Source organism: Halopseudomonas maritima, from assembly GCF_021545785.1.
GTDB classification, from domain to species: domain Bacteria; phylum Pseudomonadota; class Gammaproteobacteria; order Pseudomonadales; family Pseudomonadaceae; genus Halopseudomonas; species Halopseudomonas maritima.
The window spans coordinates 1,044,807-1,056,444 of the sequence record NZ_CP079801.1 but is presented as its reverse complement, the minus strand read 5'-3'; the positions used below and the strand labels follow the sequence as shown (position 1 = coordinate 1,056,444).

Annotated in this window: 11 protein-coding genes; 3 read left to right on the top strand and 8 right to left on the bottom strand. The window is 60.9% G+C overall.

Annotated elements, in window-relative coordinates; all coding sequences use genetic code 11:
• Nucleotides 1-60 precede the first annotated feature (60 nt).
• The 6 genes from HV822_RS04910 to HV822_RS04885 form a co-directional block, all read right to left on the bottom strand.
• On the bottom strand, nucleotides 61-2,268 hold the full coding sequence (locus HV822_RS04910; RefSeq protein ID WP_238872642.1) for a TonB-dependent siderophore receptor: 2,208 nt from the start codon (nucleotides 2,266-2,268) through the stop codon (nucleotides 61-63).
• A 219-nt stretch (nucleotides 2,269-2,487) separates the two neighbouring features.
• Nucleotides 2,488-3,111 (bottom strand): ABC-type transport auxiliary lipoprotein family protein, encoded by a 624-nt coding sequence (locus tag HV822_RS04905; protein WP_238872641.1) that lies wholly within the window; start codon nucleotides 3,109-3,111, stop codon nucleotides 2,488-2,490.
• On the bottom strand, nucleotides 3,108-4,046 hold the full coding sequence (locus HV822_RS04900; protein WP_238872640.1) for an MlaD family protein: 939 nt from the start codon (nucleotides 4,044-4,046) through the stop codon (nucleotides 3,108-3,110). The genes HV822_RS04905 and HV822_RS04900 overlap by 4 nt, the downstream gene beginning before the upstream one ends.
• An 8-nt stretch (nucleotides 4,047-4,054) precedes the next feature.
• Nucleotides 4,055-4,852 (bottom strand): ABC transporter ATP-binding protein, encoded by a 798-nt coding sequence (locus HV822_RS04895; RefSeq protein WP_238872639.1) that lies wholly within the window; start codon nucleotides 4,850-4,852, stop codon nucleotides 4,055-4,057.
• Entirely contained in the window at nucleotides 4,849-5,982 is a 1,134-nt protein-coding gene (locus tag HV822_RS04890; RefSeq protein ID WP_238872638.1) for an ABC transporter permease, read from the bottom strand. The genes HV822_RS04895 and HV822_RS04890 overlap by 4 nt, the downstream gene beginning before the upstream one ends.
• A gap of 38 nt (nucleotides 5,983-6,020) precedes the next feature.
• Nucleotides 6,021-6,479 (bottom strand): YhcB family protein, encoded by a 459-nt coding sequence (locus HV822_RS04885; protein WP_238872637.1) that lies wholly within the window; start codon nucleotides 6,477-6,479, stop codon nucleotides 6,021-6,023.
• Between the two features lie 350 nt (nucleotides 6,480-6,829).
• Here HV822_RS04885 and HV822_RS04880 point away from each other — a divergent pair, with 350 nt between their 5' ends.
• Both HV822_RS04880 and zapE read left to right on the top strand, forming a co-directional pair.
• Nucleotides 6,830-7,462 carry an alpha/beta hydrolase gene (locus HV822_RS04880; protein ID WP_238872636.1) on the top strand — a complete coding sequence of 211 codons (633 nt, stop codon included), beginning with the start codon at nucleotides 6,830-6,832 and terminating at the stop codon, nucleotides 7,460-7,462.
• 65 nt (nucleotides 7,463-7,527) lie between these two features.
• Nucleotides 7,528-8,619: a cell division protein ZapE gene (gene zapE, locus HV822_RS04875; protein ID WP_238872635.1), complete on the top strand. Its 1,092-nt coding sequence runs from the start codon at nucleotides 7,528-7,530 to the stop codon at nucleotides 8,617-8,619.
• Between the two features lie 7 nt (nucleotides 8,620-8,626).
• Here zapE and HV822_RS04870 read toward each other — a convergent pair whose 3' ends face one another.
• The gene (locus HV822_RS04870) at nucleotides 8,627-9,640 is read right to left on the bottom strand and encodes a GlxA family transcriptional regulator (protein WP_238872634.1); all 1,014 of its coding nucleotides are present in this window, start codon (nucleotides 9,638-9,640) and stop codon (nucleotides 8,627-8,629) included.
• Between the two features lie 144 nt (nucleotides 9,641-9,784).
• Nucleotides 9,785-10,825, bottom strand: a complete 1,041-nt coding sequence (locus HV822_RS04865) for an NADP(H)-dependent aldo-keto reductase (RefSeq protein WP_238872633.1) — start codon at nucleotides 10,823-10,825, stop codon at nucleotides 9,785-9,787.
• Between the two features lie 372 nt (nucleotides 10,826-11,197).
• Between HV822_RS04865 and rplM the strand changes: the two genes are divergently transcribed.
• Nucleotides 11,198-11,626, top strand: coding sequence for a 50S ribosomal protein L13 (gene rplM / locus HV822_RS04860; RefSeq protein WP_238872632.1), 429 nt, complete (start codon nucleotides 11,198-11,200; stop codon nucleotides 11,624-11,626).
• The last annotated feature ends 12 nt before the right edge of the window (nucleotides 11,627-11,638 follow it).

Below are 11,638 nucleotides of genomic sequence, written 5' to 3'. Positions count from 1 at the left end.
CACTGCTTTAGGGGTGGCCCCCACCGTCCGTGATGGGCGGACGACAGGGGCCGAAAGTGCTCAGAAGCGGTATTTGGCAGACAGGGTTACGCTGCGCGGCGCGCCGTAGGTGATAGCACCGAACGCCTCGAATATATCGAAGTACTTCTCATCGGTGAGGTTGTTGGCGTTGACCTGCGCAGCGAGGTTGTCGCTGATCTGATAACGCGCCATGGCGTTGACCAGGGCATACGCCTGCTGTTCGATCTTTTCGGCGTTGCCAGCCGGGTTGGGTGCGTAGGTGTAGATATCATCCTGCCAGTTGACGCCACCGCCGACGGTCAGGCGGCTCCACTCGCCGGGGAATTGGTAGGTTGTGAAGGAGCGCAGCAGCTTGGTTGGGAAGCGGGTGTTGGCTGCATCACCGTTTGCGTCCTCGATTTTGAACTGGGTGTAGCCCGCGCCGATGTTCCAGCCGTCGGCCAACTCACCGTTGACCTCTAGCTCAAAGCCTTTGCTAGTTGCTTCGCTGGCGATGTATGCCGTCTCAGTCGTACCAGGGATGAAGGTGATGGTGGGGTCATCTGCTGCCAGGTTATCTTGCTCAATCCGGAATACAGCGATCGACGCGTTCAGGCGGCCATCGTAGAACTCACCTTTCAGGCCGGCCTCGTAGCTTTTGCCAATGATCGGCACGATTTGCTGCCCGTTTCGATCACGCTCGGTTTGTGGCTGGAAGATATCGGTGTAGCTGGCGTACACCGAGAAGGTGTTGTTCAGATCATAAATGATGCCAGCGTAGGGCGTTAGCTCATGACCAACGTCGGTTCTGGTCGGGTCCGAATAGATGTCATCAGCTTTTTTCTTGTAGGTACTGTCACGGACGCCCAAGATGAGCTTCAGGTCATCGGCTAGGTTTAGTCGCGTGGCCGCGTAAGCTCCGGTCTGGGTCAGGTCTCCCTCACCGTAGGTGGTCAGCGGACTCCAGGTAGGTTCCGGGAAATCCCCTTCGTAGCTGTCGAAGTCGGGGATGCCACCCCAGCCGGTCAGGGCAAAGCGGGTATCCGCGTCGAACTTCTGTTCGCTATGGATATAGCCGAACGCCAGCTCATGATCGCGGTTGAACAGCGAGAAGGGGCCATCTAGACGGACGCTGTAATCCTCTTGCACCGTGCGCGTTTTGTACATCGCAGGATAGGTGTTGATGGGCGCAGAGCCCGGCTGGCTGGCGTAGGTATATACGTAGAACAGATAGGACTCGCCATCGCGCTCGCCCCGGTTGTAGCCCAGATGCAGGTTCCAGTCATTGGCGAAGCTGTGGTCCAGATTGATGAATCGGGTTTCGTAGGTGGTGTTCCACTTGCTCCAGTGTGTCGAGGTGGTCTTGGAGCGATCCCAGTCGGTTTTGCTGCCATCGTGATACCAGTACGGCAGGCCGCCCCACATGGGTGAATCGGATTTGTTCTCCTGGTGGCTCATGCCAAACCAGAGTGTGGTATCCGGCGTGAGGTCGATATCCATGGTTCCGTACAGGGTTGAGCGCTGATTGGTATGCAGGTCAATCCAGCTGTCAGCATCGTTGTACTCTCCTACCAGGCGGGCCCTTACGCTGCCAGCGTCGTTCAGGGCGAAGGCAACGTCACCCAATACTCCATAGGTGTCCCAAGTGCCGCCACTCACCTCCAGTGAGCCGGTGGTGTGAGCGCTACTGGCGCGCTTGCGCACCAGGTTGAGTGACGCAGATGGGTCACCCGAGCCGCTCATCAGGCCATTGGCGCCGCGTACAACCTCAACGCGGTCATACATGGCAAGGCTGCTGAACATCTCGCCCGAACTCCACGGCTGCTCCCAGATGGTGGGCACGCCATCAATCATTAGCGCATTGATTTCAAAACCGCGGGCGTTGAACTGGGCGCGGCTGGTTTCGTAACGGTTTACCGAGACGCCGACGGTATTGTTCACAACGTCCAGGATGGTTTGCATATCCTGATCTTCAATACGCTGCTGGGTGACGACGGTGACCGACTGTGGGGTTTCGCGCAGTGACATGCTCAGAGGTGTGGCGGTGCGAGCGGCCTCGGTGGTGTAGGAGGCTGTGCCTTCTGTGGTGGCGCGACGCTCACCCTTGCCAGTCACGGTGATGGGCGCCAGTTCCTCGGTTTGTGCTGGTTCCGGCTGTTGTGCCGATGCGGGAGTGGCGGTGAAGGCGGCCCCGGCGGCCAGCATATGGACTGCCAGTGCGAGTGGGCACACTGCACCGGTCGAGCGGTTATTTGCGAATCGGGACATGACGTTGCTTTCCTGAATGTCGAGAGTTGGCAGATTCTTATTGTGCTAATGAGAGGGATTCGCATTCTATTTATGTGAGAAAGGTAAAGCAAACTGTCTCGGAGTCCGGCGCTATAGATGTGGGTGTGCCGGCTGACGGGCAGGGCAGTCAGCGCTCGCCTGGGGAGGTGTTGCAGGTCTGTCGGGGCGCCAGCGCGGCGCCCACGCGCAGGGGGAGGGTTACTTCAGGCTTGTCGGCTCAACGTCATTGAGCGCGTCGCGGCTCCAGGCCAGCAGTTCGCGCGCCAGTTGCTCGCTGGCCACGCCGAAGTTGTCGACCACCGCGTTGACGGCGGTGTCTGGCAGTGGCTGCTGGACACTGAAGTGGCGGGCGGCAATGACTGCCCGGGTGCTGGGGTCGATCAGCTTGGCATCCAGTTCGATCACCACGCTGGCCTGCTGGCCTTGGTAGCGGGTCTGGAATTGGCGCAGGTCACTGAACAGGTGCACATCGGCACGCACGGCGTGGGTTTCGGTGGTTACCGAGCTAAAGCTGCCGTCCTGCTCAAACGCCTGCACCAACTGTTCACGCAGCAGACTGGGGTTGGGGTCTGCCCAGCGCGCGCCCTGGTAACTGCTCAGGGTGTTGTTGTCGGGTGTTACCAGAATGCGGGTGGTCTGCAAGGCGCTGCTGCTGGCCGGCGTGGTGATACGCAGACTGATTGGCAACGCTGGGCCAGTATGTCGATCGAGTGCCGGCGCTGGCATCTGGTAGAACGTCAGTGGTTCGCTTTTGGGTAACACGCTGCAGGCTGAGAGCAGGCCGGCCAGTGCCAGTCCGGAGGTCAGGGTGCGGAAGGTCATGGCTGAAACTCCTGTCGCTGTTCACGCCCGAGCAAAAAACGGGCGGGGTCGTCCTGCAGGCGGCGGGTCAGGTTGCGCAAGTCGGCCAGGGTACCGCGCAGCTCGTTGATTGCCGGGTCCAGTTGCCCCAGGCCTTGCATGCCACTTTTCAGGGCGTAGCGGTTTTCGCTGAGAATCTTCTCCAGCTGGGCGCTGGTTTCGGCAACCGAGGCCATGGTATCGCGGGCACTTTGCAGGGTTTGCGCCCCTTCCTGGTTGAGCAACTGGTCGGCATCGGCAATCAGCCGGCTGCTGTGCTCCAGGGCTTCGGTGGCGGCCTGGCTGGTGCTGCGCAGTTCGGCGATCAGCTGCTGCAGGTTGCCGTTGGGGTCGGCAATGCTCTGAGTGGCCTGATTGAGACCCTCCAGCGTTTCGCTCAGGTGCTTGACGTTGTCCTCTGAGAGAACGTCGCGGGCGTTGACCACCAGTTTGTTGATATTGGTCATCAGGTCTTCGCCGTTGGTCAGTAGGCTGGCCAGCGGCGAGGGTGCCGCGTAGATGATTGGGTCTTCGCCGCGTTCGGCGGTCAACGGCGGGCTGTTCGGGTCGTTGTGGGTCAGCTCGATGACCGAGTTGCCGGTGATGCCGGTGAAGGACAGGCGAGCCTTGGTGTCCTGCTTGATCGGCACGTTGGCGTCAATCAGGATGCGTGCGCGCACGATCCGGGGGTCGTCGTGGTCCAGGCTTAGCTCGGTGATTTCGCCGATACGAATGCCGCTGAACTGCACTGCGCTGCCGCGCGACAGGCCGGTAACCGCCTGCTTGAACACGACCGTGTAGTAATTCTGCTCACTGCTGGTGCTGGCGCTGCTCAGCCAGATGGCAAAGACAATCGAGGCCAGTGCCGCGAGGACGGTGAACAGGCCGATCAGCACATGATTGGCTCGGGTTTCCATGGGCAGGCTTACTCCTTGGCCGGGGTGGGCTGCTGATAGGCGGCGGCGCGTCCGCGCGGGCCGTGAAAATAGCTCTGCACCCAGGCGTTGTCGGTCTCGGCAACGCGCTCCAGGGTGTCGGCGATGAGCACGCGTTTTTCGGATAGCACGGCGACTCGGTCGCAGATGGCGTACAGGGTATCCAGATCGTGGGTAACCAGGAAGACGCTGAGCCCCAAGGCATCGCACAGGGTGCGGATCAGGTCGTCAAAGGCGGCAGCGCCGATAGGATCCAGGCCGGCGGTGGGCTCGTCGAGAAACAGGATGTCAGGGTCCAGCGCTAGTGCGCGGGCCAGGGCGGCGCGCTTGACCATGCCACCGGACAGCATGGAAGGGTATTTGTCACCGGCGCCGGGCGGCAGGCCGGTCAGCGCCACCTTCATGCGTGCCAGATGCTCGGCGTCGTCTCGGCTGAGGCCGCTGTGTTCGATCAGCGGCAGGGCGATGTTTTCGACCACGGTCAGCGAGGAGAATAACGCGCCAGACTGAAACAGTACGCCAAAGCGGCGTTCCTGTATGGAGCGCTCTGCTGCGGGCAGGGTCTGCAGGTCTTTGCCGAATACCTTGACCGAGCCGGCGTTGGGGCGCCGCAGGCCGACAATGGAGCGCAGCAGTACAGACTTGCCGGTGCCCGAGCCGCCGACCACGCCCAGCACTTCGCGCGGCAGGATATCCAGGTCCAGGTTGTCGTGAACGGTTTGCGTGCCAAAGCGGTTGACCAGGCCCCGCACCTGCACCACGGCGTTGCTGTGTTCGTCGCTGCTCACCAACCCATCTCCATGTAAAAGAGTGCGGCCAGCGCATCCACCAGAATCACCACAAAGATGCATTGCACCACGCTGGAGGTGGTGTGTTCGCCAACCGACTCGGCGCTACCCGACACCTTGAAGCCCTCCATGCAGCCAATCACTGCGATCAGGAAGGCAAACACGGGTGCCTTGGCTAGGCCCAGCAGGAAGTGCTGCACGTCGACATTTTCCTGCAGCATGCTGATGAACATGGTGGGAGATACGTGCAGGCTGAAGGCGCACACCATGGCGCCACCCAGCAGGCCGCACAGCATGGCGATAAACGTCAGGGCCGGCAGGGTTATCAGCAGCGCGATAACGCGCGGCAGCACCAGCAGCTCCAGGGGGTTGAGTCCCAGTGCGCGGATGGCGTCGATCTCTTCGTTGGCTTTCATCGAGCCGATTTGCGCGGTGAAGGCGCTGGCAGTGCGGCCGGCCATCAGGATGGCGGTCAGCAGTACGCCGAACTCGCGCAGGAAGGAGAACGCGACCAGGTCGACGGTAAATATTTCGGCACCGAAGGTCCGCAGCACGGTGGCGCCAAGAAAGGCGATCACCGCGCCGACCATGAAGGTCAGCAGTGCCACGATCGGGATAGCGTTGATGCCGGTTTGTTCAATCTGCGCGGCGATGGCGGTCAGTCGCCAGCGGCCAGGGCGCAACAGGTTGGCCAGCAGGCTGCTGAGAGTCAGGCCAATAAAGCCCAGTAGCGCACGCAGGTCGCCGGCCAGTAGCAGCATCTTCGCGCCGATGCGCTCGAGCAGCACCAGCGCCGGGTTGATGTGCGTTGCCGGCTGCGGGTCGGGCTCAGGCTGGATATCGGCCAGCCGTTGCAGTAGCGCCCGGCGCTCGTCAGGCAGTTGCTGATCCTGCTTGAGTAGGTGCTGTAGTTGGTCCGGGCCAAGCAAATCGGCCAATAGTTGGCCGCCGGCGGTGTCCAGCGTGTTGAGGGCGCTCAAATCAACCGTGTGAGGCGTGTCAGTGGGTTGCAGGCTTGCCAGTTGTTGGCGCAGACGGGCGTAGTTGGCCAGTGTCCAGTCGCCCGCAATGTGCAGCGTGCTGCCATCGTCACTGTGCCGAATGAAGGTTGATTGTGCGGAATGGGGCATGGTGTTGGCCCGCACCGGTCAGGGCGCGGGCCGCTGCATCAGGATTTGCGCTTTACGCCGAAATCCTCGGACAGGGTGCCGGGGCCGTTGGCTTCCTTGGGTGCGTAATCGCGGGGCGGCTCCAGCGAGTCGAACGCGGGCGCCTGGCGGCTGCTGTTGTCGCGCACGGTGCCGTCTTGCTGGTCCAGCGCAGCCAGCAGGCGCTGACGGGTCATGTCGTCGGGTGCCAGCTCGAGTGCGCCGTGGGTCAGGTGTTCCTGGATGTCCTGGTAGCTGCGGTTCAGGCGACTGGCCAGCGTGGCAGTGGTCTTGAAGTGGGTCGACACTTCCTGCTGGTACTCTTCAAAGCGCAGCTGCAGGCTTTCGAGTTGAGCCTGGGCGCTGGCGTTGCTGCCACCGCTGACGCGACGTGATACTTGCGCCAGTACGATGCCAACTACAATACCAACGGCCAGTGCGACGGCTGTTGCAATCCACAGGTTTTCGCTTGCTTCCACCTTGGGTCCCTCATCTATCGGTTGGTGCGTTCAGGTCAGTGCACCTTGCCTTGGCTTACGGTAAACAGTTTTGTCGGGCAAGGCTAGCGGGCCGTTGAAATTCTGCCTGCATCGTCGCACCGCGTTTAAACCGGTTGCTACCGCGATTGTTGCCCCCGCCATGCGCGCCACAGTGACGCGCGGCGCCGCGTGCATGCGCCGGACGCTTGGCTCACCGCAGTCGGTGCCACGGCTGTCAGCTTGTCAGGGCAAAGACGCAAAGGCCAGAATATGGCTTTTGAGCATTGCGCCGTCGGCAGGTTCCGCTGGTGCGACGCCCGGTCACGCACGGTAGTCACGGAGTACCTAGAATGAGTCGAGCTGGCGAGCAAAATCTGATGATCGATGGCCCGGTTGGTCCGCTGGAGGCAATCTTGACCGAGGGCGAGCGCGAGGGTGTGGTTGCGGTTATCTGCCATCCTAACCCGGTGCAGGGCGGGACCATGCAGAACAAGGTAGTGCACACGCTGATGCGCACTGCGCGGGACCTGGGTGCCAGCACTCTGCGGTTCAACTTTCGCGGCGTCGGTGCCAGTGCCGGCGAACACGACCATGGTAGCGGCGAAGTAGATGATTGTCTGGCGGTGCTGGAGTGGGCGCAGACCCATCTGGCCGTGCGAGAACTGTGGCTGCTGGGGTTTTCCTTTGGCGGCTACGTGGCGGCCGCGGCGGCTTCGCGCATGACCCGGTGGCCAGAGCGCCTGGTGCTGGTCGCGCCGTCGGTGGAGAAACAGGCTTTCCACCTGCTCAAGCCGCTGGCGGGCCCGGTCAGCGTGATGATGGGCGAGGTGGACGATGTGGTCGCACCGCAAGCGGTGTACGCGGCCTTTGCCGACGAGCAGGATGCAGAAGTGGTGCGCTTTGCCGACACGGGGCACTTCTTCCACGGCAAGCTGGTACCACTGAAAGCTGAGGTGGAGCGGGTTCTGGGCGGGGGCGCTTGATTGCCAAGGGGCGATGCGGGCGTTAGAGTATCGCTCCCCCGTTTTTCCCTACTGGTATCTCGCGCATGTCTCCCCTGGAACGATACAAGGCGGACCTCCAGCGTCCCGACTTTTTTCACGACCCTGCTCAAGAGCGGGCCGTTCGGCACCTGCAGCGCCTGTACGACGATCTGGTTGCCAGCGAACAGGCCCGCCCCGGTCTGCTCGATCGCCTGCGCAAGCGCAAGCCAGAGTCGATCAAGGGGCTGTATTTCTGGGGTGGAGTCGGGCGCGGCAAGACCTATCTGGTCGATACTTTCTATGACGCCTTGCCCTTTGATCGCAAGATGCGCACCCACTTTCACCGCTTCATGCAGCGCGTGCACCACGAACTCAAGGGGCTCAAGGGGCAGAAAAACCCGCTCAAGCTGATTGCCGAACGCTTCGCGGGTGAAGCCAAGGTCATTTGCTTCGATGAGTTTTTTGTCTCCGATATCACCGATGCAATGATTCTGGGCAGCCTGATGGAAGAGCTGTTTGCCCAGGGCGTGACCCTGGTGGCGACCTCTAACATCGTGCCTGACGGGCTGTACAAGGATGGTTTGCAGCGTGCGCGTTTCCTGCCGGCAATCGCCCTGCTTAACAGCTGCACCGAAGTGGTTAACGTAGACAATGGTGTGGATTACCGGTTGCGTGCGCTGGAGCAGGCCGAGCTCTACCACTATCCGCTCGATAGTGAAGCCGATAGCAGCTTGCGTCGCAGCTTCGAGAGTCTGGTGCCTGATCTGGCCAGCGTCAGTGAGGGCGAGGCGCTGATTATCGAAAATCGACCGATCCAGTCCCTGCGCGTCTGCGAGGATGTGGCCTGGTTCGAGTTTCGCGCACTGTGTGATGGCCCGCGTAGTCAGAATGACTACATTGAGCTGGGGCGCGTGTTTCACGCGGTCTTGATCGCCAATGTGGAGCAGATGAACGTGGCCAAGGATGATATGGCGCGACGCTTTATCAACCTGGTCGACGAATTTTATGATCGCAACGTCAAGCTGATCATCTCTGCCGAGGTGCCGTTAAAGGACCTCTACGCGGGCGGGCGTTTGGAGTTTGAATTCCAGCGTACCCTCAGTCGCCTGCTGGAAATGCAGTCCCACGAGTTCCTGGCTCGCCCGCACAAGCCCTGAGCTGTTGTCAGGCGGCAGGTTCGCGGCCGCTCTGCTGATGTGAGCGGCGAAAGGCATTCGGCGACAGCCCGGTATGTTGACGAAACAGCCGGGCAAAGAAGCTGGCATCGTCGTAGCCGATTTCGTAGCTGATGGTCTTGATGCTCTGGTTGCCGGTCACCAGCAGAGTTTTCGCCATTTCAATGCGCAGCCGCTGCAGGTAATGCAACGGCTTATCGCCGGTGGCCTGGTGGAAGCGGCGCATGAAGTTGCGAATGCTCATGCCGTGCCGGCTGGCGACGTCTTCAAAGCGAAACTTCTCTGCAAAGTGTTGCTCCAGCCACTGCTGAATCTGCAAAATCGCCATGTCCTGATGCATCTTCTGCCCGCCAAAGCCGATGACGCCCGGCGTGTAGCTGCGTTGCACTTCGTAGAACACGTCGCGCGCCAGGGTGCGCGAAACCTCTGGGCTGCACAGGCGCTCGGCCAGATGTACGAACAGGTCACGCCCCGAGCTGATGCCTGCTGCGCACAGCGCCTGACCGGCGTCGGTGAGATGCTTGTCGCGTTGCAGCTCAACCTTTGGAAACCGGTGGGCGAACTCATCGTGAAAGCGCCAGTAGGTGGTTGCCTCCCGACCGTCCAGCAAGCCGGCTGCTGCGAGCCAGAAGGCGCCGGTGGCCACGGCACCGATCAGCGCGCCGCGCTGGCTCTGTTGCTGTAACCAGGGCAATACCTGGGGGTAGCGTTGTTGCAGCTGGTCAAAGTCGCCCCAAAAGGCCGGCAGGATGATCAGCTGCGGCTCGGTCTCGTCGATAGTGCCCTGCGCCGGGATAGGGTCGCGGTTGAAGCTGATGGCCGGGCGCGCGTCAGGTGTAACCACCCGTGCCTCGAAGCCAGGGGTCAGCCCCAGGCCCTGTTGGCGCCCGGTATTCAGGCTGGCCATATAGAAAAAGTCCTTGGCCTGGGCCAGGGTCGAGGTGATGGTGTCGTCAGTGGCCAGAATGGCAACCTGACGCAACGGGGTGGCGCTGCTGTTCATCGTTGTTGTCTTTGAGCAGGGTAGATCGGACACAAATGGCCGAAATGGCCGCAGGTGGCGAGTGTCTACTGAGTGGCGTGGCGGGTCAAGCGGTGGCTGCAGAGCACCCCTTGGGGGTGCTCATTCGGCGGTGCTTCCTTAACGTCAGGGGGCGGGGTTGGGCTGGCTTTGATGGATGTCGGAAATGGCCTTGAGCACGCTGTCGGTCAGCCCCATGTTGATGCTGCTGAGGTTGCGGTTGAGCTGATCCATGTTGGTGGCACCGATGATGTTGCTGGTGACAAAGGGCTGGCGGGTGACAAAGGCCAGCGCCATCTGCGCCGGGTCCATGCCGTGGTCGCGAGCCAGTTGCACATAGCGAGCACAGGCTTTTTGGGCCTGCGGGTTGCTGTAGCGTACAAAGCGTTCGAATAGCGTCAGGCGCGCTTTTTCCGGGCGTAGGCCGTTGAGGTACTTGCCGGTCAGTGCGCCGAACGCTAGAGGTGAATAGGCCAGTAGTCCAATTTGCTCGCGTATCGACATTTCTGCCAGGCCGACCTCGTAGCTGCGGTTGAGCAGGTTGTACGGATTCTGGATCGACACCATGCGTGGCCAGCCCCGGCTGTCGGCCAGGTGCAGAAAGCGGCTGACACCCCAGGGGGTCTCGTTGGACAGGCCGATGTGGCGTACTTTGCCGGCCTTGACCAGAGCGTCCAGCGCTTCCAGCGTGTCTTCAAAAGCTGTCAGCTCATCGTCCGGGTTGTGACGATAGCCCAGCTGACCGAAAAAGTTGGTCTGCCGGTCGGGCCAGTGCAGCTGGTAGAGGTCAACGTAGTCAGTCTGCAGGCGCTGCAGGCTGCCGTCGATGGCCTGGTTGATATGCTCGCGGGTGAAGCGTGTGCGGCCGTCGCGCAGGTATGTCATGCCATTGCCCGGGCCGGCAATCTTGCTGGCAAGAATCCACTTGTCGCGACCGCCACGCTGGGCGAAGAAGTTGCCGATGATGCTCTCTGTTGCGCCGTAGGTGTCGCCCTTGGGGGGCACCGGGTACATCTCGGCGGTATCGATGAAGTTGACGCCGGCGTCGCGGGCGCGATCAATCTGGGCGAAAGCCTCTTGCTGCGTGTTCTGTTCCCCCCAGGTCATGGTGCCCAGGCAGAGGGCGCTGACCTTGAGGTTGCTGCGGCCGAGAGGGCGGTATTGCATGGGTTGCTCCTTGGGTTGCCTGAGGGTGTCTATGACTATCTGGACTGAGGTGGCGCCGGTTGGTTCTATTATGCGTCATGGTTTGTCGCTGATTCTGCGCGCTGCCGCGACGCATTGGAATAGTGCAGACCAGGGCTGATGTGATCGCTGCTGGCGATGAAATAAAGGTTGAATTTTTCCCGCCGATTGGCATAATGCCGCGCACTCTCGACAGGATGCCTAGCCTGTCGTTGTTGTTACAGCACAGATGCCACCCAGACCCACGCAGCCCCCACTGAGTGTCTGTTCTAGGCTTTGTTGTCTTGTAAAAACACATTTCGTTCTGTAAGATTCGCCGTCTTCTATTTAAGGCGGCCTCTGAGGCTAGGATTGATGAAAACTTTCAGCGCAAAACCTGAAACCGTAAAACGCGACTGGTACGTCGTGGATGCCGAAGGCCTGACCCTGGGTCGCCTGGCTACCGAAGTTGCCTCGCGCCTGCGCGGTAAGCACAAGCCCGAATACACCCCGCATGTTGATACCGGTGACTACATCGTCATCATCAATGCCGAGAAAGTTCAGGTAACCGGTAACAAGACTCAGGACAAGATCTACTACAGCCACTCCGGTTTTCCGGGCGGTATCAAGTCGATCAACTTTGAAAAGCTGATCCAGCGTGCTCCTGAGCGCGTGATCGAAACTGCCGTCAAGGGCATGTTGCCGAAGAACCCTCTGGGTCGTGCAATGTATCGCAAGATGAAGGTGTACAAAGGCGCCGCTCATCCGCATGCTGCACAACAGCCCCAAGAACTGAAGATCTAACAGGAGTTCACC